Below are 25,803 nucleotides of genomic sequence, written 5' to 3'. Positions count from 1 at the left end.
GCGGGAGACCACCGCCCGGCCCGCTTGATCACGACAGGTGTTCTTGCTCAGCGGCCGCGGCGTAGGCGGCGTCGAGGCGCTCGAACGGGCCCGGACCGTCGTGCGGCTTCGGCGGGGCGCCGAGGTGGCGGACGCGAAGCTCGTCCATGAGCTCCTCGATGAACGCCGGACCCTCATCGCGCATGAGTTGCTGCCGGCTCCGGAGCTCGGCGCTGCCCGGGCGCCAGTCGAGGCTCCAGTTGCCGAGGGCGTACATGATCGGAAGAGTCTGGATACCGGCTTCAGTGAGGCTGTAGCGAGCGCGCTGCCCCCTCGCGGCGGTGCCGCGGGTGAGGATCCCCGCGTCGACGAGCCGCACGAGGCGGTCGGCGAGGATGTTCGAAGCGATGCCCTCGATCGATCCGGTGAGCAGCGCCCGAAAGTAGCGGCGGTCGCCGAAGATGACGTCGCGCAGCACGAGCAACGACCAGCGATCTCCGAGCACCTCGACGGCGGCGTTGATCGGACATCCGGACCGTGGTTCCACGATTCCTCCTTGACAGGTATTTCACCCCACCTATAGTAGTTGCATAATACAATCACTTTTGGGAAGAGGAGCTGATGGGCCGCCTTATCTACTCGATGCAGGTGTCCCTCGACCTGCGGATCGAGCAAGTGCCGGGGGACAACGGTGCTGGCGAGTGGCTGCGCATCGACGAGGAACTGCACCGCGAGTGCAACGCGCTGACGCAGACGCTCGCGCTCATGGTTCAGGGCCGGGTCTACTACGAGGTCATGGAGGAGTACTGGCCACGGGCGCGCGAGGACGCGTCGCTGCCGGACTACATGCGTGAGTACGGCGAGATCTGGACCGCCAAGCCCAAGGTGCTCGTCTCCCACACCCGCCGCAGCGCCGATCACAACACCCGGATCATCGGCGGAGACGACGCGATCGAGCAACTCGCCGCCCTGCGGGCCGGGACCGACGGCAGCATCAGTGTGGGCGGCGCGGCGCTCGCGACGCAGCTGCTTCGGGCGGGGCTGCTCGACGAGCTGCTGCTCTTCACCCATCCCGCGATCCTCGGCTTCGGCAGGCCGCTGTTCGACGACTACGACGTGCCGATCGAGCTCGACCTGCTCGAGCAGCGATCGTTCAAGCAGGGCGTCACGATGCACCACTACGCCATCCGGGACGCAAGGGAGGCGAGCTCGTGCTGAGGCAGGTCGCGGAGGGTGTGCTGGTCCACGAGAGCGAGTTCGTGCAGAGCAACGCCGTTGTGGTCCAGGGCCGGGCCGGTGCGTTGCTCATCGACCCCGGGGTGACCGGCTCTGAGATCGACTGCCTCGCGAACGACCTTCGCGAGTTGGGCCGGCCCGTTGTGGCAGGGTTTTCCACGCATCCGGATTGGGATCACCTGCTCTGGCACGCCCGGCTCGGCGAGGCGCCCCGTTACGGCACGGCGCGCTGCGCGGCCACTGTCCGAGATCAGCTATCGGACGCAGGTGCGAAGGCCCGCATCGCCGCCCACCTCCAGGAGACGGAAGTCGCCGGGCAGGTACCGCTTGACCTGCTCGGCCTCATCACCGGCCTGCCCGCCGAAACCGCGCAGATTCCTTGGGATGGCCCTCAAGTCCGGATCATCGAGCACCAAGCGCATGCCCCGGGCCACGCGGCGCTGTTGATCGAGGAACGCGGGGTTCTCGTCGCCGGCGACATGCTTTCTGATGTCTTGATTCCGATGCTCGACTTGGACGGCACGGCTGACCCGATCGAGGACTACCTCACCGCGTTGCGGCTGCTCGAGGGCGTGGCGGGCGACGTCAATGTCATCGTCCCGGGCCACGGTTCCGTCGGCGGATCCGACCAGGTACAGGCACGGATCGACCAGGATCGGGCATACGTGTACGCCTTGCGTGACGGCCGGGATCCCAGCGACCCGCGGATCGGCCCATCGGCCAAGCCTGGCTGGGAATGGGTGAGCTATGTGCACACAGGGCAACTCCAGCGCCTGGCCCAAAGAAGCGAGCGCGACGGGACACCCCGCTAGCGATCGGTGTGCGACACGGCCGCAAATCCGTTGGACGACGCTCTACGGCACACCAGCAATGCCGATGGGCGCGCATGAGCTGAGGCCAACATGCCGCTACCCGACCTGACCAAGGAGGAATTACGTGCGTTACGGTCCTACGGCGATCCCGGCTACCTGAAAAGTGCTGGAAGGCGGCGGGCGGAGCAGCGTTCGGTGGTGCACGGTGTGCTCCACCTCGATGCCGTCCAGTCCGACCCACGGTGTCTTCCGCGACGGTAGGAGACCGAACGCCGAGCCAGGCAGGGGATCACGCAGTACGAGAGCGCCTGCCAGGGCGGCGCCGATCGGCGTCAAGCGGACGCCGCCCACGTCGTTCGGGAAAGAGTGCTCTTTTCGGTTGCGCGCGAGGGCTTTCTTTGCATCTGCTCAAGCCTGGCAGCTCACAAGCTTTCCTTGGGAAGCTTACGCACGATGGCTACAGAGGTGAGCCACACCGATTGTCGGTGTCGATCAATAGGCTGCGGCCCGTGATCGAGAACAGATTATGCTCCGCCTGCATCGAGGCACTCGCGTGAACCCCGTGCAGGAGGTGCTCGACCGCATCGAGACTGGCTCCGCCGCAAGCCTCGTAGCGTTCCTGCACGGGCTCAACGACGACGACAGACGCGCGGTGGCCCGGCATCTGCCCGCCCACCTGAGCGAACGCAGGCGCGCCGGGTTCGAGGCCGAACGGCGAATCTGGGAGCTGGCGCCCCTTTATCGCCTGGCCGGGGCGGCCTGCTTGAGCGGGGCGGAGCAGGTGGCGTCTTGGCTCAACCGGCGGGAGCTGAGTGGGGTGGAGCCGAAGGCTGACGCCGTACAGGTCATGTCCGTGCTCGGGAACCGGCCGCTGGAGTGGCGCCGCGACCTGGCCGTCCGCCTGGTACGGCGGTTGCGGCCGGCCCCCTCCGGTTCGACCTGGCGGCGCGTGCAGTCACTGAGAGCCTGGGACCTGGCCGCGGCGCTGGTGATCGAGACGGGCGTTGAGCCGCCAGAGAACGACGCGTTCGTGTCCGGGTGGGTGTTGCGGACGGTCGAGCGGCATTGGATGAACAACGGGATCCCCGTGCTCGCCGATGATCGGCTGCTCGATCACATGCTGCCGCGCCTGTTCCAGGCGGCGGGCGTGGCGGATGGGCTGGGCTGGAATCCACCCTGGGAGGGAAGCCGGACCATCATCAGCGAGCTGGTCGAGCTGGCTCGGACGGGCCGCGTGCCGCGTCAGGCGTTGCTCGACGGCTGCGTGAGCCGGTTCCTGACCGGATGCGATGCGGCTGAGGCCGCTTCCTTCATCAAGTTGTGGAGGGCGCTGAAGCCGGAGGCGGCCGAGATCCCGGTGACCGACTTCGTCCGCGTGCTGCCGTCGGCGTCCTCGCCTTTGGTTCAGCTCGCGCTGGAGGAACTGCACCGGGCGGAGTCCGCGGGAGCGCTCGAGGCGGACCTGTTCGCCGAGGCGGTCCAGGCGCTGGCGTACCGGCCGGAGAAGAAGAACATGGCGGCCGCGGTGAAGTGGATCGCCGACGCGCCCCCGGCCAGGGGCGCCGCCGCAGTGGCCGCGCTGGCGCCCGTGTTCGACGTCGACACTCCTAGCCTGCGCGAACGTGCGGTGCGCGTCGCGGTCAAACTCGCCCCGCACACCGCCGAACCCGATAAGGAGGCGGTCCGCGAGGCGGCCACCCGGCTGCCTACCGACCTGCGCCAGCGGCTGGCCGCCGCTTTCGGCATGGTGGACGAGGCTGAGCCTGAGCCCATGGCCACCGTGCTGACCGTGCCGGCGCTACCGGCCCTGCCCCCGCCCATCGTGTCAGTGGCGGAACTGGCCGCCGAGCTGGACAAACCGCTCTGGCCACAGGATCCAGCGCGGATCGAGCGTGTCCTGTCCGGCCTGGTCGAGCTGACCCACGAGGATCGTGACGCCGTCGTAGCCGGATTACAGCCCTGGTGGCGGGCGAACTGGCAACTTCCCTTCGAAGCGCGAGCCTACGCGTACGGCATCTCCGGCACTGACGAGAACATCGGTTTCCTGCTGTGGCGCTGCGCGCTGGCCATCGTGTCGCCCTCCAACAGCCGCGAGTTGACCGCATTGCTGAATGACGACAGCAGTCGCTGGCCGAGCTCCGAGCCTGCCCCACAACAATTCGTCCAGCAGCGCTTCCGTGAGGTCCTATCCCTGCTCGAACGGGATGAGACGGTTCCCGTGTTGCTGGCCACGCCGACCGCGCCCACCGGGCACGTCGACGCCACCACCTTGGTCGCGCGCATGGAGCGACTGGGCGGCGCCGATCCGCTCGAGTACGACTTCCTGCAGGCGTTGCTGCGACTGTCACGCAGGATCGATCCGGAACTGGCCGTGCGGGCGGAGAGGCTGCCGTCGGAGGCGGGCCGCCGGCTGGCAGCTTGCCTGCGCGACGGCGGCTTGCCCGACCCCGTCGTGACCTGGGAACTCGGAGCGTTCGACCGCCCGGCGTCCTACCACCAGTCGCTGCAGGAGGCGCACGCCCGCCTCGCACCACCCGAGGGCGTGCCTGGGCCGCTCGCCGAGCTGTGGACTCTCGCACCCAAGACCGGTTATCCCGCCTTCTCCCGGAACATGGTGTGGTGGCCTTCGATCATGCCGTCGCATCGGGAGGCCCTGGCCGCGCACCTCCTCGAGTGCCTTCCATCGAGCGGTCCGGTGGAGGTCGTGGCCGCTCTGGCGCACAACGCCGGCCCGGCAGGCATCGCGACCGCGAGCACGATCGTTGTCGCCATGAACCATCCCAGCCCCGCCCAGCGGGGTCTGGCCGCCGACGCGATGCTCACGCTGGTCGCGTACGGGGAACTGCCCGCAGCTGACCTCGGCCGGGCCGTGGGCCACATGGTCTGCGGTGAGCAAGTGAAACTCAACCGGATCACCGGCGTCCTCGACGAGGTCACGGCGGCCGGGGCGCACGCCCACGTGTGGGCGGCCCTGGCCCAGGCGGTGCCGCTGCTGTTGCCCGGATCCGGTGAGAGGGCCAGGCCGGGGCTGGGCGAACTGCTCAAGGTCGCCGTGCGCGCGGCGGTGCTCGCCGGGGCGCGCGACGACCTACCGGGGCTGGCGGAACTGGCGGCACGCAAGGGCTCGAGCCTGCTGGTCCATGAGGCGCGGCGTCTGCACGAGACAATTTCCGCCTGAGGCATCATCTCGAACCCTTGCTCGTGATCAAGGTCTGGGGCGGGAACGGTGGCGGCGATTGCGCGAATGGCATCGGTCAGTGCGTCATCGCTGCGAGCCTTTGGTTTCTGTTGCCCGTGGGACAGCCACGGTCTGCCGGGGAAGCGGTGACCCTCGGACGAGGGCGGCGGTCGGTGTGCGTACCGCGCGGCTCGGCGGATGCCGGGCGGCCGGTCCGCCGCCTGGCCGAGGGTCGGGACGGCCAGGCGACGGACGGTATGTGTCCGGGCGGGCCGGAGCGGCCGACTCAGCCGAACATGCCCGGTGTGTAGTCGCCGGCGGGCTGCCGGTTGATGACGTTGATGCGGTTGTAGGCGTTGATGACGGCGATCAGCGAGATGAGAGCGGCGAGCTGGTCGTCGTCGTAGTGCTTCGCGGCGTTCGCCCATGCCTCGTCCGACACGCCACCCGCGCCGTCCGCGATGCGCGTGCCCTGCTCGGTCAGCTCCAGCGCCGCGCGCTCCGCGTCAGTGAAGATCGTGGCCTCGCGCCACACGGCCACCAGGTTCAGACGCTGCTGTTCCTCACCCGCGGCGAGGGCGTCCTTGGTGTGCATGTCGGTGCAGAAACCGCAGCCGTTGATCTGGCTGGCACGGATCTTCACCAGCTCCTGAGTGGCGACCGGGAGGGCCGTCCGCACCGCCGCGCCGGTCGAGTTGAGGTGTTTCATGACCTTGCCGGCGAGGGCGTTGCCGAAGTAGTCGATACGCGCTTCCATGACGGATCTCCCTGGGTACGGAACAGTTACCACCTAATGACCGGGAGCCTCCCGCATCTGTGACAACCCGCGCGTACGCCGGCACGGAACACGTGTGAAGACAACCTGTGTTTGCGGCCCCGACCTCGAGAACCACCGACGTGTGCAGCCGCTGGCATCGAACGCGTGGGCGAAGGCCGTCGGCCCGGCGACCGCGGCCGTCCAGGTCGATGAGCAGCCGCTCCCAGCAGCGCCGATGCTTCATCGTGCTGGTCTTGTCCCACCGCGGCCAGCGCGGTTCTTCCCGTGTCGTGGGCACGCGCGCGCTGGATCGTTCTGGACTTCCATCTACGCTTGGTGACCATTTCCACACTGGAGTGATGCCCTGGCCCCGGCGGAGTGACCGGCGTCACTCCGTCAGGGCTGGTGCGGGGTGGTTTCCTACTGGAATTCGCACCCCGGGTTCGGCGCGTCCACGGAGAGCGGCGCGCCGTGCGGGATCACGTACAGCACTTCCATGACGACGGGCTTGTCGCCCCGGTTCTGGCCGATGTGGACGTGGTCGGAGCCGCTGGGCTCGACGATGGCCTGCCCGGCCTCGTACACGCCGTCAGACTCGCAGGTGGAGCGGAAGTGGCTGAGCGTTCCCTTGCGGATGACGCCGTAGAGGGTGCCTTCGTGGTAGTGCCAGCCGGTGCTGCCGCCCGGCTCGACCGTGATCTCGCGCAGGATGTAGTCCTGCTCGCCCACTGTCCTCTGGAAGAGAACCGTGGCGCTGACGCCGCTGCTCGGGGTGGCGTTCGCCGTGCCGGGAAGCAGGGCGAGGCTCGCGGCGGCGGCGGTCGCCGCGAGTCCCATGCGATGGAGCTTGTTCATCTCGTCCCTTCTGAGGCGTGGCCGCCGTGTGCTTGGGGGCGCGGCCGCCGGTTCGTCCCTGTAGACAGGGCAGCTCCCGATCTTGTGACACGGCTCCGCGACGTTACCCGGGGGCGACCACGCGCGGGGAGGGGACGGGTGCCGGTCAGCGCGGGATGGTGTCGCGGTGGGCGGCCAGCCACGTGTCGAACGACTGCAGCCTCGGGTTGAGCTCGCGCAGCAGCTCGAAGTCGATGAGCTCGGCGATGTCCGGGGCGGCCGCGATCAGGTACTGGAGCATGTTGCCGACCTCGCCCGCGCCCGGGAACCCCGCGGCCCGGATCATGTCGGGGCTGACCGCCTGGTAGGTGACGGGCTCGCCGAGCGCCAGGCTCAGCGCGGCGGCGTACTGCGCGCCGGTGAGCACGGACCCGGCGACGCTCACCCGCCTGCCGGCCATCCCGATCCCGCGGCGGAAGATCCCCAGCGCGGTCCTGCCGACGTCCTCCGCGGCATGCGCGGCCACCCGCGCCTCGCCGAACCCGAGCGGCAGCACCAGCGCGCCCGTCTCGTCACGCCGGGGCGCGAACATGTCCCGGAACGCCTCGTAGTAGACGTTCGCCTGCAGGAAGGTGGTGGGCACGCCCGACTCCAGGAAGAACCGGTCGGCCTCGGCCTTGCCGTCGGCGTGCGGCACCTTGTACGAGCCCTCGAAGCTCGGCGTCCCGTCGCCCGGCCGGAAGTAGCCGCGGGTGTCGGACAGCGTGGACCAGACGAAATGCCGTACGCCGGCCTCCTGCCCCGCCCGCGCCGCGTTGCCGGCCTGCTCCCGCTCCTTGGTGGTCGCGGGCCGCGCCCGCTCCTCCTCGGGCGTGCGAGGCTCCCAGAAGTTGGTCACCACGAAGGCGCCGTGGGCGCCGTCGAACGCCTTGCGCAGGCTGCCCGCGTCGTCGAGATCGGCCCCGACGACCTCGGCCCCGAGCGCGGCCAGCTCCCTGGCCCGCGCCGAACCCGGGTCCCGGGTCAGGGCTCGCGCGGCGAACCGCCCACTGCGGTCGTCGAGGATCGCGCGGACCAGCCCGCCCCCTTGCGCTCCGGTCGCGCCCACCACGGCGATGATCTGCTGCTCGCTCATAGAGACAAACCCCTCACGTGTTCAGGTTGATGTATCAACCCGTTCACCATACAGCGCCAGGTTGATACGTCAAGCAACGGGTAGGGTGGGCGTCATGGGATGGGAACAGGAGCTCGGCGAGGCCGACCGGATGTGGCGCACGTACATCGAAATGGCCAAGCACCTCAACTCGCACCTGCAGCAGCACCTGCAGCGCGAGTGCGACCTGTCCGCGGCCGACTTCGAGGTCCTGGTCCGGCTCACGGAGTCGGAGCGGCGGGAGATGCCCGTCGCGGAGGTGGCCGCCGCGACCCAGTGGGAGAAGAGCCGCCTGTCCCACCAGCTCACCCGGATGGCGCAACGCGGGCTGGTCGAGCGAGTGGACTCCAACGACCGCCGCTACCCCGACGTGCGGCTCACCGACAAGGGCTACGCGGCGATCAACAAGGCCGTCCCCGAGCACACCGAGATGGTTCACGCCCTGTTCGTCGACGTGCTGGGGCCCGAGCGGCTGGCCGGCTTCGCGCAGGCCTGCGCCGACGTGCTCCGCGCCCTCGACGAGCACCGGGAGCGGGACTGCTCGTTGTGATCATGCTCCCGCGCCGCGGAAAGCACCCCCAGGGTGTGGCGAAAAACGGAGATCATTCGTGCCCCGATTGCCCCTGCTCTCCTGGGTGGCCACGCTGGCCGCCGCCGCGTATCCGACCTCAAGAACATCTGGGCGGAACAAACGGCAGGAGCGCCGGCGAAGAACTGCAGTTCGGCTGCGCGGACCTTGGGTCCACGCAGCGGGGCTCGACACGGTTCTGTAGGACCGTCAACCACGCCCCGAACCGGGTGTCACGGTCGGGTGCCGAAGGGGCCGAGCTCGCCGAAGTCGATGCGCAGCGACTCGACCATGGTCATGGCGTTGTCGACGGTGAAGACGTCGGCGGCGGCGAGAACGCCGGTGTACTTGGCGGCGACGGGCGCGGCGGCTGCCGTGGCGACGGCGTCCAGGTACGCCTTGAAGATAGCCCAGGCGTTGCCGGCCGGCCCGTACTTCTCGTAATAGGGGGTGGGGTCGACCGAGGCGGAGGCGGCGCGGGTGCTGGCCAGGAGGTCGGCCACGTACTGCTTCTGGAGGGTGGCGTCGGCGCGGACGCCAAGACGGCCGAGGTGGCCGCCGACGAGGGTCCGCCAGGGGTACTCCATGGCGATGTCATGGGCCTTGATCCAGGCGGGGATGTCCTGGGAGGCGGCGAGGCCCTTGAAGGGTACCCAGCCGGGGAAGAGCACGTCGACGACCATGAGCGTGGCGTAGTCGGGCGCATAGACGAAGATGTTGTCCGGGGAGTGGTTCGGGCCGCGGTAGGCGAGTTTGAGGCGTTCGCCGCCGACCTGCAGGACATAGTGGTCGTCGAAGGTCACCGTAGGTGCCGGACGGTTGGGGTCGGCATCGATGCGCAGCAGGCGGCGGGTCTCGGTGTGGCCGATGCGCACCACGTCCTTGCCGAATATGGAGGCAGCTCCGATGTGGTCGGCGTGAGAGTGGGAGTACACCAGGTGCGTGACCTTGGAGGGCCTGCCGTTGGCACGGGTCACCTCCTGGATGGCCCGCAGCAGGTTGTGCCCGATGGTGGGCGGGGCATCGACGAGCACGACGCCGTCCCGCGTGGTGAGGAACATGGCCTGGTAGTAGGAGTCGGTGACCCAGTACAGGTTGCCCTCGATGTGTCCGACGAAGTAGCCGTCGGCGTTGGGCGCGGGCCCGACCGATGCGGAAGGGACCGGCGCGTAGTCCGGAAGGCCGGGCGAGTCGGTCGCGGCAGCGGTGCCCGAGAAACCGCCGAGCAGCGAGGCGGCGGTGGGAACTGCGGCGGCGACCGACGCGCGCCTCAAGAACGTGCGGCGGTTGGTTGTGCTCGTCTGTGCGGACTCAGTAGTCATGTGTTGTCCTTGTGAGCATTGGTCATAGGTCAATGCCGGCTTGTGCTGCGGGTGGCAATCGCTGTTGTCAGGAGGGGTGAAGTTCGACAACGACGCGATAGCTGGCAGGTTCTGAGGTGATGTGAAGGCCCGGATCGTCGAACATGCGCTGCAACGAGGCATGCCACTCGGGATTGCCGGTGGCTTTGTCGAGCGCGGTGCCCGAGGTCCACTCGGCGATGTGGACGAACCGCACCTCAGGGGCGTCGGCGAGCGGCCTGTGCAGGCGGGAGCGGAGGAAGCCGGGCTGGGTCGACATGATCCGGGCGTTCTCCTGGTACACCTCGACGAAATAGTCGGCTTCGTCCGCCGGCACGGTGTAGCTCTTGATCACAGTTACCGGCCCGTCAACGCCGGTCTTCGATTCCAGGGATTGACTCATACCCATGGAGACCGGCGACGCCTCGAATTTGTGACACCAGCCGGCTGTTGACCTCGATGCCTCAGCCATCAGCCGACTCGGGTGAGGGCCTCCGCTTGGCGGTGGTTTTCGCCTGATCATCCGTTTTGTGTTTCCGTACGGCGTGTCGTGGACGCCCGAGGCGCTTGGGTGGGCGTCGGCTTCCATGGGCCCAGGGCGGTGCGGTCACTCCTTCCGTGCTCGGCGGGGTGTCTTTGTGCTGGTCAGCCGGGTGCTGGGAGCGCACGAAGGCTTTGCGGGCAGGTGAGGAACGCGCTCTTCCAGGGCCAGATGGCGCTGATCTTCAAGATCCTGGGGCGGGCGTGGGTACGCGGCCAAATCTCCACGGCTTGGTGGCATCCCGGTTGCGCCGCATGGCCTCTCCTTCTGATAGGGGGAGCGCGCACGTACGGCCCTCACGTGCGTGATCGCTGGAGCGACCGCGTCACACCCGCCGCCTCGCGGGGGGCGCCGGGAGCGGCCATGGACCGTCCCTGCGTGCGCGGGGAGCGCGGGCACGTAATACGTGCCAATGAGGCGGTCGAGGGACCATCCCCGCGGCTTAGCTCACATGATCGAGAAGAGACAAGCGTCATCGGCCCTCCTCAGGGCCGCTGTGGCATACAACCGTCTCCACGATCCCGGAGGATTGACAGTGATGAGACCTACGTCACACCCAGCTTCCTGTCACACATAGCCTGGGCTACCCGGTCAACCGTGTGTGGAGCCTCGACCTCGTCGCCGTCATCAACGCCTGCACCGCATCAATGTCATCAACCGGCAACCTTGAGCACTACTAGCCTGGCCAGTTCGGCTTGCACCAGATCGCCCAGACACGATCCGGTCCCGGACCTGCTCGTCGAGTCGTCCAGGAGTCACGGAGTCCAGCAGAGCGCGGGCATCGCTGTCGCTCAACCGCCCCACTTCGAGCTGTGGCAGCCCCGTCAACTCGTGTTCGAGGCCGGGCTCGCGCACCGCGAGCATCAGCCCGATCGGCTCCGCGAACAGGCGTCGCGCGACGAAGGCGAGGGTCTGCGCGGGGACTTGATCAAGCCACTGGGCGTCATCGACGAGGCAGACCAGCGGCTCTCTCTCGGCCACTTTGGCGAGCAGGCTGAGCACCGCGAGCCCGACCAGGAAGCGGTCCGGTGGAGTTCCCGCGCTCAGGCCGAACGTCGTCTCGAGCGCGTCGCGTTGCGGGCCCCGGCAGGCGACCGAGATGTTCCAGGAACGGGGCGCACAGCTGATGCAGTCCGCCGAAGGCCAGCTCCATCTCGGACTCGACGCCGGCCGCTCTGGCTATCCGGCAGCCGGACGCGCTGGCCCGCGCGTACTCCAGCAGCGCCGTCTTGCCGATGCCGGCCTTGCCGCGCAGGACCAGGACCGAGCTGTGGCCGCCCTGCACCGTCGCCACGAGCTGGTCCAGCGTCTCGCACTCGATCTGCCGCCCACTAAGCCGCGACCCGGGACTTCTGCTTGCCATGGGCACCGCCCGCCGTTGACCCTTGACTGTCGAACGTAGGAGGATGCCGACGCTACGTCTTAGATCGACGGGTAGCCTACCGTTCTGCCGTCAACCCGGGCAATTTGCCGGTGACACTGGCCGCGGGGTGAGCCGGTGCACAGATCGTCGATCAGGTGGACGATGATCAAACAGGACGTCAGTCTCTGAACGGCGGCACGACCGACTGCCCGCTGAGGTCCCCGGTGGCACCGCCGAGGACCTCACTGTTTGAAGGGCCTCTCCTGCCCCCGGTACCTACTACGGGGCCAGTGGGCACCCGTAACTCCGGGCCAGGGTACCGACCAGGGTGTCCCCAGGGCGCGATGGAGGGGCCCGAGAGGCGACCGTGATCGCAGTGGCATCGCCGGATGCCAGGGGCGAACGGAGCCGGGACCGTGACCATGAACCTGTTCGAGTCACACAGAGACCACGCAGAGCAGACCGATGACCGGTCGATCATGAGATGGGACGGAGACGCTTCGGCGTTCGTCAGCGCCGCGCCCCGGCTTTTCGCGATCGGTCTGCGCGTCCTGCAGGACGTGGGCGAGGCCGAGGACGTGGTGCAGGAGACGTGGCTGCGTTGGGCCCGCTCCGACCGGGCGGTCGTCATCAGCCCGCCCGCGTTTCTCGCGCTGACCACCACGAGGCTCGCCATCAATGTCGCTCAGTCCGCCCGCAGGCGCCGCGAGACCTCCGTCGGCCCCTGGCTTCCCGAGACAACAGACCTTTCTGTCGGCCCCGAGACGGCAGCCGAACGACGCGAGGCGGTCGATACCGCGATCCGGCTGCTGCTGGAGAGACTGACCCCCGGCGAACGAGCGGTCTATCTCCTACGCATAGCCTTCGACTACCCGTACCGCCAGATCTCCGGGATCCTCCACCTGAGCGAAGACCATGCGCGGCAACTCCTGCGACGCGCCCGCGACCACCTTGCCACCGAGCGACACCACCAGGTGAGCACCACCGCGCACTGGCGCCTCGTACGGACGTTCGTCGCCGCCGCGCAGTCCGGCGACCTCGCCGGACTGGAACAACTGCTCGCCGCCGACGTCGCCCGCTAGGTCCGATCAGCGTCGGGCTACGGCCCGTTTGCGGATCCCCGAAGTTATCCAGAAGGTCGTCGGCGTACCGGCTGGCGCGCCCGCACCCGGCCTGGACCGGTCATGGTCACGCCTGCTCCGGCGTCGCGTCAATGGTGATCGCGCGGGTGCAGCGGTACTGGGCTCGCGGTAGCAGCCTGTCGCCAGGCATCGACGCGCCCGCTTCCGCCGGGGTGGCGCCCTCAGGCCAGGTGTCGACGTCGCAGCAACGGAGCGACGAGAAGGCGGTCAAGCCATCGATGACGTCTCTGACCTGAGCGCCCAGCTCGGCCCTGCGCGAGGAGGTGACGCGGGGATGCCGACGCCTTCCTCGTGACGGTGTGTACGGCCGCCGCGTTCGGTCCTGCGACCAATGGCACGTCCGGCGTGGCGAAGGTCGCCCTTGCGAGGGCCGGTGTCACTCCCCTATTGGATCTGGTCGGTCGGGCGGATGAGGATCTCGTTGACCGCGACGTGCTCCGGCTGGGTGACCGCGTACACGACGGCGTTGGCGATGTCCTCGGGCTGCAGGGTGCGCATGGAGGCGGCCATGTTCTGTGCGGCGGCCCGCATCGTGGGGTCCGTGTTGTGGCCGGTCAGCTCGGTGGCGACGAAGCCGGGCTCGATGACCACGACACGCACACCCCGGCTGGTGACCTCCTGCCGCAGCGACTCGGAGAAGGCGGTGATGCCGAACTTCGTCGCGGCATAGACACCGGCGTAGGCCGACGCGATCCGGCCCGAGGTCGAGGAGACCTGCACGATCGTGCCCCTGCGCTCCAACAGGTGGGGCAGACCCGCATGGACCATGTACATCGAGCCGAGCAGGTTGGTCTCGACCATGCGGGTCCATTGCGTGATGTCCGCACCCACGATCGGGCCGTTGAGCATCACCCCGGCGTTGTTCACCAGGACGTCCAGGGCGCCGAAGCGCTCGACGGTCGCCGCGACCGCGGCCCGCACCGACTCTTGGTCGGTCACGTCCAGTTCGAGGGCCAGCACCTCACCGGGCGCCTTGCGCGCCAGCGACTCCAACCGGTCGGCGCGCCGGGCCCCGACCGCGACACGTGCCCCTTCCGCTGAGAGGGCCAGCGCAGTGGCCTCGCCGATGCCCGACGACGCTCCAGTGACGAGGACGACCAGTCCATTCAACGTGTTGCTCATGTGCTTCCTTTCCGGAGGGGTTCACAGGTTTCGTCATGCCGCAATAGCTCCGCCGCGCTCCTCGTTGCCCCCAGTCGCCAGCTAAGACCGGGCAGCCTCCAGGCTTGTGACAGCTGCCGCGAAATGGCGGCGTCGTGGCGAGGCGCGTCGCGGGGAACCAGCTGTGTCAACCCGCCACAAGCCACACGGGGCGGCCCATGGCCCCGCACCGACCTCGTGCCGTTCGCACGCCCGGCCGGACATGGAACACTGCCTCAGCCCCGATGGTGTCGTATCCGAGCTCGTGGACGGCATCCGCGACGATGATCTACCGGCTCAGCTGGTGAGACGCAGACCGTACCACTTGGCCTGGCGCGTGCCTTGGGTGTATTTAAAGACGTGCAACTGGTGCAAAAAGCGGGGGACCGTGAACCGACGTAGGCGGGGCTCCCGGGAGGGTCAGAACACCGGGCTGGTCGGGCGGGAACCGGAGCGCGCTCTCCTCGATCAGACGATCGCGGCTGTCCGTATGGGCGAGAGCCGCGTGCTCGTCGTGCACGGCGCGCCGGGAGTCGGGAAAACAACGCTGCTGGAGTACGCGGCGAACTCGGCGACGGGCATGCGGGTGCTGCGTGCGGCCGGCGTCGAGTCCGAGATGGAACTGGCTTTCGCCACCTTGCACCAGTTGTGCGCACCGCTGCTGGATCAGCTGGAGAACCTTCCCGCACCGCAGCGCGACGCCCTCGAGACGGTCTTCGGGATACGAGGGGGAGCGCCGCCCGAGCGCTTCCTGGTCGCGCTGGCCGTACTGAGCCTGCTGTCTGACGCCTCGGAGAAGGGTCCCCTGCTCTGCGTGGTCGACGACGCGCAGTGGATGGACCGGGCCTCGGCGCAGGTCCTCGGCTTCGTCGCTCGGCGGCTCCTCGCGGAGTCGGTCGCCCTCGTCTTCGGCTCTCGCGAACAGACCCAGGATCTGCGCGGACTGCCGGAGCTCGAGGTCACCGGCCTGACGGCGGAAGACGCGCACGCCCTGCTGACCGCGGTGACGCACGTCCAGATCGATCAACACGTCCGCGACCGGTTCGTGGCCGAGACCAGGGGAAACCCGCTGGCCCTGCTGGAGCTGCCGCGTGATCTGGCGGTGACCCGGATGGCGGGCGGGTACGGCGTCCTTGACGCCGACACGCTGCCCGGCAGGATCGAGCAGAGCTTCCTGGCCAGGATCGAGGGCCTGCCCGCGCAGACCCGGCTGCTCTTGCTGGTCGCCGCGGCCGAGCCGGTCGGTGACCCCTCGCTGGTGTGGCGTGCCGCCGAACGGCTCGGCGTCACTCCCGCGACAGTCCTGGCGGGCGGGACGGACGGGCTGCTGGAGTTCGGCGTGCGGGTGATCTTCCGTCACCCGCTCGTGCGGTCTGCCGTGTACCGCTCGGCGGAGGAAGGGGATCGCCGGGCGGTCCACCTCGCGCTGGCGGAGGTCACCGACGCGAAGGCCGACCCGGACCGCCGTGCCTGGCATCTCGCGTCCGCGACCGCCGCGCCCGACGAGGGCGTCGCCGCCGAGCTGGAACGGTCTGCCGGCCGGGCACAGGCGCGCGGCGGGCTGGCGGCCGCGGCGGCGTTTTTGCAGCGATCCGTGGCTCTGACCATCGACACCTCGCGGCGTGCCGAGCGTGCCCTGATGGCGGCGGACGCCAGCCTCAGGGCGGGTGACATCGAGGCCGCACGGCGCTTCGCCGACATCGCCGACCGGGATGCCCAGAGCGAGTTCCAGCGCGTACGAGCGCACCTGACGCGCGGTCACATCACCTTCGCGACCGGCTTCGACAACGAGGCGCCGCTGATGCTGTTGGAAGCCGCGCGGCGGCTGCAGCCGTTCGACCTGGACCTGGCGCGGGAGACGTACCTCATCGCCTGGGGCTCCGCGTCGTTCGGCGCGGCGAACCGAGGCAGCCTCCTGGCCGTCTCCCAGGCGATCAGGGAACTCCCCGCGCCCGAGGGCAGCCCGCGGCTCCTGGACCTCGTGCTCGAGGGTTTCGCGCTGCTCATCACCGACGGCAGGAGCGCCGCGCTTCCCACGTTGCGCAGGGCGCAGGCCGCGCTCGCCGACTGCCCCGTTCAGGACCTCCTGAAATGGGGCTGGGCGGCCTTCGGCGTGAGCCCGCTCGTCTGGGACGACCTGGCCATGCCCGAGACCCGCGCCAGGGCACTGGACGAGGTGCGCAGATCCGGCGCCGTGTCCGACCTTCCCGTCTATCTCCACTCGCTGGGGATACCGACCGTGCTGAGCGGGGACCTCGCCGCCGCGGGCGCGCTCGTCGCAGAAGCGGAAGCCGCCGCCGATGCGACGGGCGTGCCCATGGCGCAGCACACGCAGCTCCTGCTGACGGCGATGCAGGGCAAGGAGGCCGAGGCCATGGAGCTCATCGAGGCCACGATCGAGGAGGCAGCCGCCAGCGGCCAGTTGAACGGTGCCGCCACCGCACAGTGGGCGGCCGCGATCCTCTACAACGGCCTCGCCCGCTACGGGCTTGCGCTCCCGGCGGCCCATGCCGGCAGCGAGAGCGCCAACCTGATCGTCTCCAACTGGGCGCTGCCCGAGCTCGTCGAGGCGGCGGCGCGCGCCGGGGACGACACGGCTGCTCGCGGGGCGCTGGAAGGCCTGGTGGACGCGACAGAGCCGTGCGACACGGACTGGGCACAGGGAATTCTGGCTCGTTGCCGTGCGCTGCTGACCGACGCCACCGCCGCGGACGGGCTTTACCGCGAGGCGATCGAACGGCTGGGCCGTACACTCCTGCGCCCCGAGCTGGCACGCGCTCACCTGCTGTATGGCGAGTGGCTGCGCAGGGAACGGCAGCGGGCCGAGGCGCGGGTCCACCTGCGGACGGCGTACGAGATGTTCGTGTCGATCGGGATGGAGGCGTTCGCCGAGCGTGCCCGCCGCGAGCTCCTCGCTACAGGGGAGAATGTCCGCGAGCGCAAGAGCTCCTCGATGAGCGGCGAGCTGACCGCGCAGGAGAAGCAGATCGCCCTGCTCGTGCGAGACGGCCTGTCCAACCCCGAAGTCGCGGCCCGGCTCTTCCTGAGCCCGCGCACGGTGGAGTGGCACCTCCGCAAGATCTTCACCAAGCTCGGGATCAGCTCCAGAAAGCAGCTCGGCGACGTCCTGTCAGGCGGCGAGGCGTAGCCCCGCCGCCGGGGCACTCCCTGGCCCCGGTTGACCAGTGAGACACCCTGGTTCGGCCCGGGGGTCGGCTGCGCGAGTCTCGTCGCGTAGGCAGTTCGGCTGAACGCGGGAGACACGGTCGTGGGGACAGTTCATGATCAGCCGCTGGACGGCGCCGTCGCGCTCGTCACCGGCGCGAGCAGCGGAATCGGCGCCGCGACCGCGTGCCGCCTCGCCCGTGAGGGCGCGGCGGTCGCTCTCGTAGCCCGCCGCCGCGACCGCCTGGACCGGGTCGCGAGCGACATCGCGATGCTGGGCGGCGAGGCCGTCGGGTTGGAGGCCGACATCACCGAAGCCGAGCGCGCCGAGGACGTGGTGCAGGACACGCTGGACCGGTTCGGACGGCTGGACATCCTGGTCAACGCCGCCGGGATCATGCTGCTCAACTCGGCGCTGCACACCACCATTGAAGAGTGGGATCGGATGATCTCGCTCAACGTGGCAGGGCTGTTGCACGTCACGCACGCCGCCGTCCCGCACCTGATCTACGCCGCGTCGACATCCCCCCGGCAGGTGGCAGACCTGGTGAACGTCAGCTCGACGGCCGGGCGGGTCGCCCGGCCGGGGAGCAGCGTTTACGGCCTGACCAAGTCCGGTGTGAACGCGTTCACCGAGTCGCTTCGCCAGGAACTGCTCGGCGAGCGCGTCCGGGTCAGCGTGGTGGAGCCCGGGGCCGTGGACACCGAGCTGGTGAACCACCTGAGCGACACCGTCCGGGACGCGGCCCGCCGGCGGATCGACGGAATCGAAGCGCTGCGCCCGGAGGACGTGGCGGACGCCATCGGCTACATCGTCACGCGAGACCGGCGGGTCGCGATCAACGAGTTGCTGGTCCGCGCCGGCGACCAAACCTGGTAACCGCGTTCGATCGAGGAGACCGAGGAGGACGGATGGTCAGCTCGTTCGGCCCGCTCCTGCGCAGGTTGCGGCAGGAATCGGGGTTGACGATCGAGGAGCTTTCGCACGCCTCGGGCGTGAGCGTGCGGGCGATCGGTGACATGGAGCGAGGTGTCAGCCGCAGCCCGCAACGGCGCACGGTGCAGGCGCTGGCCGAGGCGTTGCGGGTGGATGAGGAACAGCGAGCGGAGCTGGCCGAGGCTGCACGGGTGGGGCGGCCGCGGCTGAGCGGCCCGGTCACCGGTGCGGGCCAACTGCCGCGCGGTACAGGGGATTTCGTCGGCCGCCTGCGGGAGTTCGATCTGCTGCGTGACCTCGCCGAGCAGGCGGAGACCGGGGAAAGCGCGGTGGTGGCCACCATTTCCGGTCCCGCCGGGATCGGGAAGACAGCCCTGGCCGTTCACGCCACCCGGCACTTGGGGGAGGCGTTCCCTGACGGCTGCTTCTACGTGGACCTGCGTGGTATGGACAGCGTCCCGCTGGCGCCTGGGGCCGTGCACTCGCGGTTGCTGAAGGCTCTGGGTGTGGTCGAGCGAGAGATCCCGAGCGATGAGGATGAGCGGGCGGGACTCTACCGGGCGGTGCTGGGTCATCGCCGGTGCCTGATCGTGCTGGACAACGCCGCCGATGAGGCACAGGTACGGCCGCTGCTGCCGGCGCGCGGGCCGGGGATGACGATCGTCACCAGCCGCCGCTCACTGGCCGGGCTGGAGGGAGTGCGGCAGATCCCACTGGACCAGCTGTCCAGCGAGGAGGCGGGCAGGCTGCTGCGGGCTATCGTCGGGGAAGAGCGTGCCGCGGCGGATTCCAGTGGCGTGGCCGAGCTGGCCAGGCTGTGTGGGAACCTTCCGCTGGCGGTGCGGATCGCCGGTAACCGGCTGCAGAGCAGGCCTGGCTGGACGATCAGCCAGCTGGCGGACCGGCTGGGCGATGAGGAGCGCAGGTTGGCGGCCCTGGCGGTGGGCGACCTGGCCGTGGCCGCCGCGTTCACGCTGTCCTACCAGCAGCTGTCCGGTACGGCGCGCTGCGCGTTCCGGCGGCTGGCGCTGGCGGCCGCGCCTGACTTCGGGGTGGCGATGGTCGCGGTGCTGGCCCAGGTGGACCTGATCGAGGCCGAGGACGCGCTGGAGGAACTGGCCGAGCTGGGCCTGCTGAGCTCGCCGTACGCCGGCCGTTACGTCTTCCACGACCTGGTCAGGTTGTACGCCCGCGCCCGGTTGTCGGAGGAGGAACCGATCGAGGCGCAGGAGCGGGCCAGGCGGCGGATGGAGTCGTGGTTGCTGGAGGTCGCGGTGGTGGCCGGCCGCTGGTTCGAGCCCGAGTACGGCGCGCCGCCCCCTGACTGGCGGTCCCTGGTCCCGCTGGGCAGCCAGGAGGAGGCGAGCGACTGGCTGCAGGCGGAGGGCACGGCCTGGCTGGAGGCGCTGCGTTCGGCGGCCCAGCGTGGCGAGCACGCGACGGTGGTGGAGGTGGCCGAGTCGATGCACTGGTTCTCCGACCAGTGGATACGGTGGGGCTACTGGCGCGAGGTGTTCGAGTTGTCGTCGAGCGCGGCGCGGGCCATGGGCGACCGCCTCCTGGAGGCCGTGCACCTGAACTACCTGTCCTGGGCGTTGGTCACGTGCGAGGGCCGCGTCGAGGAGGCGGAGGCGGCCGCGCTGCGGGCGCTGGAGCTGGCCCGCGACGTCGGCGACATACGCCAGCAGGGGTGGGCGCTGGTGTACGCCGCCTGGGCGATCTGGCGTACCCCGGGAAGCCTGGAGCGGCACCTCGACTACACCAGGCGCGGCGCCGAACTCCTCCTGGAGGCCGGAGACCTCGAGAGCTATCCCCAGGCTGCGACGTCCTACATCACCGCCCTGCGAAGGGCGGGCCAGATCTCGGAATCCTTGGACCGCAATCTCGCCCTGGTGAAAATGCTGAGTGACCCTTCGTACGGCGGTTCCCCCGCCATCACCAGTTTCTCTCTCGGGACCGCCTTGGACCATCTCGGCGCCGCCTACGCCGAGCTTGAGCGCTGGGAGGAGGCGATCGAGGCCTACCAGCAGGCGATGCCGGCACTGCGCGCGCACCCGATCGGCCTGGCGCTGGGCCGCACCCAGGCCAGGCTCGGCTTCGTCTTGTGGCGTGCGGGACGGGTCGAGGAGGCCAGGGAGGCGTACGCAGAGGCGCTGCGGCAGTTCGAGCGGTCCGGTGACGTGGAGAGGGCGGCGGAGGTGCGCGCGGAATTCGAGAAGCTGGTGGCTACTGTGTCTGATCCGTTGGGCGGATGAGGATCTCGTTGACCGCGACGTGGTCTGGCTGGGTGACCGCGACACGTACGCCCTGGGTGGCGATCTCCTGCCGCGACGATTCGGAGAAGGCGAGGAGCGGCCTCCCGACTTGTGACAACCACCGCGACGAGCTGTCACAGATCGCGACGCCGTCCGGTCTTTCTTGGCGAACCGGACACCGCAAGAGCGACAGGAGCGTGAGCGTGCCATCAACCAGGACCACCATCCGGATCCGGGTCAGGATGAGCTCCCGGCCCGTCGACGAGCCGCATCGCGCCTCGAGCCAGCTCGAGCTCCTCTTCGACCTCACCTTCGTGGTCGCGGTCGCGGCCATCACGGCGCAGTTCGCGCACGCCATCGCTGAAGGTCATGGCCTGACCGGGCTGGTCCCGTTCCTCCAGGTGTTCTTCGCGATCTGGTGGGCGTGGATGAACTTCACCTGGTTCGCCTCGTCCTACGACACCGACGATGTTCCCTACCGGCTGCTGACCATGGTGCAGATGGCGGGGGTGCTGGTCCTCGCCGCCGGCGTGCCCGCCGCGGTCGGCCACTCCGACTACGGGATCATCACCCTGGGCTACCTCATCATGAGGATCGGGCTTGTCGCCCAATGGCTGAGGGCCGCGTTCGAAGATCCGGCGAGCCGTCGTACGGGGCTCCGCTACGCCGCGGGCATAGGGCTGGCCGAGTTGGGCTGGTTGCTCCGGCTCGCTCTCGTGGAGGCGGGCCTCCTGCCGGCGTCACTCCAGCTGCCGATCTTCGCCTGCCTGGTCGTCCTGGAGCTGGCCGTGCCGTGGTGGGCGGAGCGGGTCAGGGCAACCACCTGGCACCCGCACCACATCGCCGAGCGCTACGGCCTGTTCACGATCATCCTGCTGGGCGAGAGTGTCCTGGCCGCGAGCAGAGGGGTTGAAGGGGCGCTCGAAGCGGGTCCCCTCGTCGTCATCGCCGGATCCGGTCTCGTCCTGCTGTTCGCCCTGTGGTGGCTGTACTTCCTGGTCGAGGCAGGGGAGGGGCTCAGCGACCGGCGTCATCGGTCGTACTGGTGGGGGTACGGCCACTTCGGCATCTTCGCCGCGCTGGCGGCTCTTGGCGCCGGGCTCGAGGTGGCCGTGGAGCAGAGCGGGCGCCAGGTGGCGGCATCGCCGATGGCGATCGGCTACGCGGTCGCCATCCCGGTCGGGGTGTATCTCATCCTGCTCCGGGCGGTGCACGCGCTGGTCGACGCGGACTCCGTCATCCCCCGCACTGCCGTGGCAGGGTGCGTCGGCGCCGTCGTGTTGTCGCCGCTCGCGGCGCCGTGGACCGGGGTGGCCGCCGTGGTCGCGCTGATCGCGGCCGCCTGCGTCGCGCTGGTCGCCGTCTCCATCTGGGCGGCACGTAGCTGAAGGAGCATCATGCACGCATCAGAGAACAGAATCGCCACGTCCGTCCTGGTCATCGGGACCGGAGGGGCCGGGCTGCGGGCGGCCGTCGAACTCGCCGAGCGCGGGGTGGATGTCCTCGCGGTCGGCAAACGGCCGAAGGCGGACGCACACACCTCGCTCGCGGCGGGCGGCATCAACGCGGCGCTCGCCACGATGGACCCCGAGGACACCTGGCAGCAGCACGCGGCCGACACTCTCAAGGAGAGTTACCTGCTGGCCAACCCCGAGACGGTGCGCATCGTCACCGAGGGGGCCGCGCGTGGCATCGAGGACCTCGTGCGGTACGGCATGCCGTTCGCACGCGAGCAGGACGGGCGGATCTCCCAGCGCTTCTTCGGCGCCCACACCTTCCGGCGCACCTCGTACGCGGGGGACTACACCGGACTCGAGATCCAGCGCACGCTGATCAACCGGACGACCCAGCTCGACGTCCGCGTCCTCGACACGGTGTACATCACGCGGATTCTCGTGCGCGACAACGCGGTCTTCGGCGCGTACGGGTTCGACCTGACCGACGGCAGCCGCTACGTCATCCATGCCGATGCGGTGATCCTGGCCGCGGGCGGCCACACCCGGATCTGGCGGCGCACCTCCTCCCGCAGGGACGAGAACACCGGCGACTCCTTCCGCCTGGCCGTCCTGGCCGGCTGCCGCGTCCGCGACCCCGAGCTGGTGCAGTTCCACCCGTCTGGTCTCATCGCGCCGGAGAACGCGGCAGGCACGCTCGTATCCGAGGCGGCACGGGGCGAGGGCGGGATCCTGCGCAACCGGCTCGGCGAGCGGTTCATGTCCAGGTACGACCCGGAGCGGATGGAGCTGTCCACGCGCGATCGGGTCGCGCTGGCCGCGTACACAGAGATCAAGGAAGGTCGCGGCACCCCGGACGGCGGCGTGTGGCTGGACGTGTCGCATCTGCCGCGCGAGACGATCATGACGCGGCTGCCTCGCGTCTACCAGACGCTCCTGGAACTCCAGATGCTCGACATCACCAAGAAGCCGATCGAGGTCGCGCCGACCGCGCACTACTCGATGGGCGGGGTCTGGGTACGCCCCGAGGACCACGGCACGGGCGTCGACGGCCTGTACGCGATCGGGGAGGCGGCCAGCGGCCTGCACGGCGCCAACCGCCTGGGCGGCAACTCGCTCATCGAGCTCCTCGTCTTCGGCCGCATCGTCGGCCAGGCGGCGGCGGAGTATTCCGCGGGTCTCGACGCCCAGCGCCGCTCCGCCGAGGCGCTCGCCGCGGCGCGGGAGGAAGTGGACGAGCTCCTGTCTGCCGACGGCCCGGAGAACGTGCGGTCGCTGCAGCGAGCGCTCCGCGACATCATGACGGAGCACGCCGGAGTGGTACGCGACGAGGGCGGCCTGCGAAAAGGCCTCGCCGAACTGGCCGCGGTCGAGGCGCGCATCAGCGGGATAGGCGTGCACCCGGACATCGCCGGCTTCCAGGACCTGGCCCACGCCTTCGACCTGAAGTCCGCGGCGCTCGCCGCGCGCGCGACCATCGAAACCGCGATCGAGCGCCGCGAGACCCGCGGCTGCCACAACCGCTCCGACTACCCGGAACTCGACCCCGCACTGCAGGTGAACCTCGTGTGGTCCGGCCCCGGCTCGGTGGAGCGGGAGAGCATCCCGCCGATTCCCGCCGAGATCGCGGCGCTCATGCGCGAGGTCTCGACCGCGGGAAAGCTCGTCGAGTAGCCGGATCTTGTCACAAGTGCCGGGGCTGTCCTGTCTTAGCTGGCGATCGGGCCACATCACTGAACGGGAGAAGTTGCTGTGACCGCGTTGGCGATGGTCGCCGAGTTCGACGATGTCGCGGGCTGGACCGCCGACGCCGTCAAGCTGCTCGGGGAGCGGCATGCCGTACCGGCTGCCTGCCGTGGCAGCGCGAGCCCCGCGGCGCTGGCATGGCTGGCCGAGGCGTGCGAGCTGGCGCCCGGGATGCGGCTGCTCGATGTGGGCGCGGGAGTCGGCGGGCCGGCGGCCTGGGCGGCCGAGCGGTTCAGGGTCCGGCCGATCCTGATCGAGCCGATGCCGACCGCCGGCCGCGCGGCCGCCCGGCTGTTCGGACTGCCGGTCATAGCGGCCGACGGGCGAGAGATCCCGCTCCGCCCGGCAACCGCCGACGCCGCCTGGTGCCTGGGCGTGCTGTGCACCGTGCGGGACAAGGCCGCGGTGCTCAGGGAGATCCAGCGGGTGCTCAAGCCCGGCGCCTCGCTCGGGCTCTCGGTGGCCGTGGCCAGGGGCCCGCAGGTTCTCCAGGTCCCCGACGGCAACCACTTTCCCACCTGCCGGGAGCTCGACGCGCTGCTCGAAGGCGCCGGGTTCGAGGTTCTCGAGCAGCTCGACCAGCCCGGCCGGGCGCCTCTGTCGTGGTCGCGGCGCGCCGACCAGGTCGCCGCGGTAGTCGCCCGCCGCCACCGGGCTGATCCCGCCTACGCGCTCGCTGCCCGCCAGGGCGAGCGCTTCGCCCGCCTGTTCGCCACCGGCCAGATCGCCGTCCGTCTGATCCACGCGGTCAGCAGGCCGGCCGTACAACCCATGGAGGAGACATGAGCACCCCGAACGGTGAGAACGAGTTCCTGTACGAGCTCCACGTCGAGATCGAGGAGGAGCTGATCATCGCCGAGGCCAGCCACCCGGAGGAGGAGATGGAGCGGCCGGTCACCGAGTGGCTGTACGACCCGACGGACGTCGAGCGCGAGGAGATCGAGCTGCGGGTGCTGCGCGACGCGGTCGAGGGGCTGGAGGACGGCTCGCGGCCGGGTGACGACGCTGCCTGAGCCGCGGATCGACACGCTCGCCAGCCTCCGCGAGCACCTGCAGCGGGCGATCGAGCTGGAGCACGCGACGCTGCCGCCGTACCTGACGGCGCTGTACTCCCTCGACCCGGAGCGCAACCCGGCGGCCGTCGAGGTGGTGAGCAGCGTCTTCGTGGAGGAGATGCTGCACCTGGCGCTGGCGGCGAACCTGCTCAACGCCGTCGGCGGCGCCCCGCGGCTCGACACGCCCGAGATGCTGCCGCCTCACCCCCGCAAGCTGCCCCACGGCGACCTCGAGCTGTCGCTGGTGCCGTTCGGCCCGGAAGCGCTGGAGATGTTCCTGCGCCTGGAACAGCCGGCACCGCCCGGCGCCCCGCCGGAGGACGACGACTACGAGACCATCGGGCAGTTCTACGCCGCGATCGAGCAGGGGTTGCGCTACTTGTGCGACACGCTCGGCGAGAAGGAGGTCTTCTCCGGCGACCCGGCCCGGCAGGTGAGCGGCGGCGACTTCCGCCATACCGGCGGCAGGCTGGTCGCCGTCACCGACCTCGCCTCCGCGCTGGACGCGCTTGAGGAGATCGTCGAGCAGGGGGAGGGCACCGCCCGCAGCGAGGTCTGGGACGGTGACCAGGACGAGGTCGCCCATTACTACCGCTTCATGGAGCTGAAGCTCGGCCGCCGCTACCGGCGCGGGGACACCCCTGAGTCCGGGCCCACCGGTGAGAAGCTCTCGGTGGATCTCACCGGGGTGTTCCCCATGACGCCCAACCCCGCGGACCGCGCCGCGCAGGAGGAGTTCAACCACACCTACTGCGCGATTCTCCATCTGCTGGAGCTGGCCTTCAACGGCAGCCCGAGGATGCTCGCCGTCGCTACCGGGGAGATGTACGCGCTCAAGGTCCAGGCGCGGGAGCTGATGCGGCGGGGCGGCCCGACCTTCGAGTACGTCCCGCCTGAGCTACGCCGCTGGAGCGCGGGCGACCACCAGCGGATCGTCGTGCTCCGCGACGGGCCGTACGTCGTGTACGCCCGCGTCCCCCTGCGGCGCAAGCGGAAGATCGTCTCCGCCGAGCAGAAGAACGCCCTCACCTGGAAGACCGGCGAGCCGCTGGAGACCAGGAACCGGATGACGCTGTGCCGTTGCGGCCACTCCGGCAACAAACCGCTGTGCGACGGCACCCATCGCGAGATCGGCTTCCACGAGTGAA

21 protein-coding genes are annotated in these 25,803 nt (G+C 69.7%); 13 read left to right on the top strand and 8 right to left on the bottom strand.

What is annotated here, in order from left to right; all coding sequences use genetic code 11:
• Nucleotides 1-28 precede the first annotated feature (28 nt).
• A complete protein-coding gene (locus ACFKCF_RS48110; RefSeq protein ID WP_394502234.1) occupies nucleotides 29-526 on the bottom strand; it encodes a winged helix-turn-helix transcriptional regulator in 498 nt (165 codons plus the stop codon).
• A gap of 74 nt (nucleotides 527-600) precedes the next feature.
• Between ACFKCF_RS48110 and ACFKCF_RS48105 the strand changes: the two genes are divergently transcribed.
• The 3 genes from ACFKCF_RS48105 to ACFKCF_RS48095 all read left to right on the top strand — a co-directional run bounded on the left by ACFKCF_RS48105 (nucleotide 601) and on the right by ACFKCF_RS48095 (nucleotide 5,205).
• Nucleotides 601-1,197, top strand: coding sequence for a dihydrofolate reductase family protein (locus ACFKCF_RS48105; protein WP_394502232.1), 597 nt, complete (start codon nucleotides 601-603; stop codon nucleotides 1,195-1,197).
• Entirely contained in the window at nucleotides 1,191-2,027 is an 837-nt protein-coding gene (locus tag ACFKCF_RS48100) for an MBL fold metallo-hydrolase (protein WP_394502230.1), read from the top strand. Before ACFKCF_RS48105 ends, ACFKCF_RS48100 begins: the two co-directional genes overlap by 7 nt.
• Before the next feature lie 553 nt (nucleotides 2,028-2,580).
• Nucleotides 2,581-5,205, top strand: coding sequence for a DUF6493 family protein (locus ACFKCF_RS48095; protein ID WP_394502228.1), 2,625 nt, complete (start codon nucleotides 2,581-2,583; stop codon nucleotides 5,203-5,205).
• Nucleotides 5,206-5,491: 286 nt separating this feature from the next.
• On the opposite strand, the gene ACFKCF_RS48090 is transcribed toward ACFKCF_RS48095, so the two are convergent.
• The 3 genes from ACFKCF_RS48090 to ACFKCF_RS48080 form a co-directional block, all read right to left on the bottom strand.
• Entirely contained in the window at nucleotides 5,492-5,962 is a 471-nt protein-coding gene (locus ACFKCF_RS48090) for a carboxymuconolactone decarboxylase family protein (RefSeq protein WP_394502226.1), read from the bottom strand.
• 420 nt (nucleotides 5,963-6,382) lie between these two features.
• Complete coding sequence (locus tag ACFKCF_RS48085) at nucleotides 6,383-6,817, bottom strand: cupin domain-containing protein (protein WP_394502224.1); 435 nt, start codon at nucleotides 6,815-6,817, stop codon at nucleotides 6,383-6,385.
• 145 nt (nucleotides 6,818-6,962) lie between these two features.
• Nucleotides 6,963-7,931 (bottom strand): NmrA/HSCARG family protein, encoded by a 969-nt coding sequence (locus ACFKCF_RS48080; protein ID WP_394502222.1) that lies wholly within the window; start codon nucleotides 7,929-7,931, stop codon nucleotides 6,963-6,965.
• 94 nt (nucleotides 7,932-8,025) lie between these two features.
• Here ACFKCF_RS48080 and ACFKCF_RS48075 point away from each other — a divergent pair, with 94 nt between their 5' ends.
• Nucleotides 8,026-8,499 carry a MarR family transcriptional regulator gene (locus tag ACFKCF_RS48075; protein WP_364027324.1) on the top strand — a complete coding sequence of 158 codons (474 nt, stop codon included), beginning with the start codon at nucleotides 8,026-8,028 and terminating at the stop codon, nucleotides 8,497-8,499.
• Between the two features lie 251 nt (nucleotides 8,500-8,750).
• Here ACFKCF_RS48075 and ACFKCF_RS48070 read toward each other — a convergent pair whose 3' ends face one another.
• From ACFKCF_RS48070 to ACFKCF_RS48060, 3 genes are all read right to left on the bottom strand, one after another.
• Nucleotides 8,751-9,839 (bottom strand): MBL fold metallo-hydrolase, encoded by a 1,089-nt coding sequence (locus ACFKCF_RS48070; protein WP_394502220.1) that lies wholly within the window; start codon nucleotides 9,837-9,839, stop codon nucleotides 8,751-8,753.
• Nucleotides 9,840-9,906: 67 nt separating this feature from the next.
• A complete protein-coding gene (locus tag ACFKCF_RS48065) occupies nucleotides 9,907-10,329 on the bottom strand; it encodes an antibiotic biosynthesis monooxygenase family protein (RefSeq protein ID WP_394502219.1) in 423 nt (140 codons plus the stop codon).
• 696 nt (nucleotides 10,330-11,025) lie between these two features.
• Complete coding sequence (locus ACFKCF_RS48060; RefSeq protein WP_394502217.1) at nucleotides 11,026-11,400, bottom strand: hypothetical protein; 375 nt, start codon at nucleotides 11,398-11,400, stop codon at nucleotides 11,026-11,028.
• 840 nt (nucleotides 11,401-12,240) lie between these two features.
• On the opposite strand from ACFKCF_RS48060, the gene ACFKCF_RS48055 reads away from it, so the two are divergent.
• On the top strand, nucleotides 12,241-12,843 hold the full coding sequence (locus ACFKCF_RS48055; protein WP_394502215.1) for a sigma-70 family RNA polymerase sigma factor: 603 nt from the start codon (nucleotides 12,241-12,243) through the stop codon (nucleotides 12,841-12,843).
• A 444-nt stretch (nucleotides 12,844-13,287) separates the two neighbouring features.
• On the opposite strand, the gene ACFKCF_RS48050 is transcribed toward ACFKCF_RS48055, so the two are convergent.
• Nucleotides 13,288-14,025, bottom strand: coding sequence for an SDR family NAD(P)-dependent oxidoreductase (locus ACFKCF_RS48050; RefSeq protein ID WP_394502213.1), 738 nt, complete (start codon nucleotides 14,023-14,025; stop codon nucleotides 13,288-13,290).
• A gap of 406 nt (nucleotides 14,026-14,431) precedes the next feature.
• On the opposite strand from ACFKCF_RS48050, the gene ACFKCF_RS48045 reads away from it, so the two are divergent.
• From ACFKCF_RS48045 to ACFKCF_RS48010, 8 genes are all read left to right on the top strand, one after another.
• Nucleotides 14,432-17,191: an ATP-binding protein gene (locus ACFKCF_RS48045; protein ID WP_394502211.1), complete on the top strand. Its 2,760-nt coding sequence runs from the start codon at nucleotides 14,432-14,434 to the stop codon at nucleotides 17,189-17,191.
• A gap of 120 nt (nucleotides 17,192-17,311) precedes the next feature.
• Nucleotides 17,312-18,088, top strand: a complete 777-nt coding sequence (locus ACFKCF_RS48040; protein ID WP_394502210.1) for an SDR family NAD(P)-dependent oxidoreductase — start codon at nucleotides 17,312-17,314, stop codon at nucleotides 18,086-18,088.
• Nucleotides 18,089-18,120: 32 nt separating this feature from the next.
• Complete coding sequence (locus tag ACFKCF_RS48035) at nucleotides 18,121-20,400, top strand: helix-turn-helix domain-containing protein (RefSeq protein ID WP_394502208.1); 2,280 nt, start codon at nucleotides 18,121-18,123, stop codon at nucleotides 20,398-20,400.
• Nucleotides 20,401-20,603: 203 nt separating this feature from the next.
• Nucleotides 20,604-21,788 carry a low temperature requirement protein A gene (locus ACFKCF_RS48030; protein WP_394502206.1) on the top strand — a complete coding sequence of 395 codons (1,185 nt, stop codon included), beginning with the start codon at nucleotides 20,604-20,606 and terminating at the stop codon, nucleotides 21,786-21,788.
• Between the two features lie 9 nt (nucleotides 21,789-21,797).
• Entirely contained in the window at nucleotides 21,798-23,528 is a 1,731-nt protein-coding gene (locus tag ACFKCF_RS48025) for an L-aspartate oxidase (RefSeq protein WP_394502204.1), read from the top strand.
• Between the two features lie 78 nt (nucleotides 23,529-23,606).
• Nucleotides 23,607-24,386: a class I SAM-dependent methyltransferase gene (locus tag ACFKCF_RS48020; protein ID WP_394502202.1), complete on the top strand. Its 780-nt coding sequence runs from the start codon at nucleotides 23,607-23,609 to the stop codon at nucleotides 24,384-24,386.
• Nucleotides 24,383-24,613, top strand: a complete 231-nt coding sequence (locus ACFKCF_RS48015; protein WP_394502200.1) for a hypothetical protein — start codon at nucleotides 24,383-24,385, stop codon at nucleotides 24,611-24,613. The genes ACFKCF_RS48020 and ACFKCF_RS48015 overlap by 4 nt, the downstream gene beginning before the upstream one ends.
• The gene (locus ACFKCF_RS48010; RefSeq protein WP_394502198.1) at nucleotides 24,597-25,802 is read left to right on the top strand and encodes a ferritin-like domain-containing protein; all 1,206 of its coding nucleotides are present in this window, start codon (nucleotides 24,597-24,599) and stop codon (nucleotides 25,800-25,802) included. Before ACFKCF_RS48015 ends, ACFKCF_RS48010 begins: the two co-directional genes overlap by 17 nt.
• Nucleotide 25,803: the final 1 nt, after the last annotated feature.

The sequence above is a fragment of the Nonomuraea sp. JJY05 genome (assembly GCF_043496855.1).
GTDB lineage: Bacteria > Actinomycetota > Actinomycetes > Streptosporangiales > Streptosporangiaceae > Nonomuraea.
The sequence above is the reverse complement of the archived record's forward strand: the minus strand, read 5'-3'. Positions and strand labels throughout refer to the sequence as shown.

Coding starts and splice junctions, on each gene's coding strand:
- ACFKCF_RS48105 (WP_394502232.1), top strand. CDS start 601: ATGGGCCGCCTTATCTACTCGATGCAGGTGTCCCTCGACCTGCGGATC.
- ACFKCF_RS48090 (WP_394502226.1), bottom strand. CDS start 5,962: ATGGAAGCGCGTATCGACTACTTCGGCAACGCCCTCGCCGGCAAGGTC.
- ACFKCF_RS48085 (WP_394502224.1), bottom strand. CDS start 6,817: ATGAACAAGCTCCATCGCATGGGACTCGCGGCGACCGCCGCCGCCGCG.
- ACFKCF_RS48080 (WP_394502222.1), bottom strand. CDS start 7,931: ATGAGCGAGCAGCAGATCATCGCCGTGGTGGGCGCGACCGGAGCGCAA.
- ACFKCF_RS48075 (WP_364027324.1), top strand. CDS start 8,026: ATGGGATGGGAACAGGAGCTCGGCGAGGCCGACCGGATGTGGCGCACG.
- ACFKCF_RS48070 (WP_394502220.1), bottom strand. CDS start 9,839: ATGACTACTGAGTCCGCACAGACGAGCACAACCAACCGCCGCACGTTC.
- ACFKCF_RS48065 (WP_394502219.1), bottom strand. CDS start 10,329: ATGGCTGAGGCATCGAGGTCAACAGCCGGCTGGTGTCACAAATTCGAG.
- ACFKCF_RS48055 (WP_394502215.1), top strand. CDS start 12,241: ATGAGATGGGACGGAGACGCTTCGGCGTTCGTCAGCGCCGCGCCCCGG.
- ACFKCF_RS48050 (WP_394502213.1), bottom strand. CDS start 14,025: ATGAGCAACACGTTGAATGGACTGGTCGTCCTCGTCACTGGAGCGTCG.
- ACFKCF_RS48035 (WP_394502208.1), top strand. CDS start 18,121: ATGGTCAGCTCGTTCGGCCCGCTCCTGCGCAGGTTGCGGCAGGAATCG.
- ACFKCF_RS48025 (WP_394502204.1), top strand. CDS start 21,798: ATGCACGCATCAGAGAACAGAATCGCCACGTCCGTCCTGGTCATCGGG.
- ACFKCF_RS48015 (WP_394502200.1), top strand. CDS start 24,383: ATGAGCACCCCGAACGGTGAGAACGAGTTCCTGTACGAGCTCCACGTC.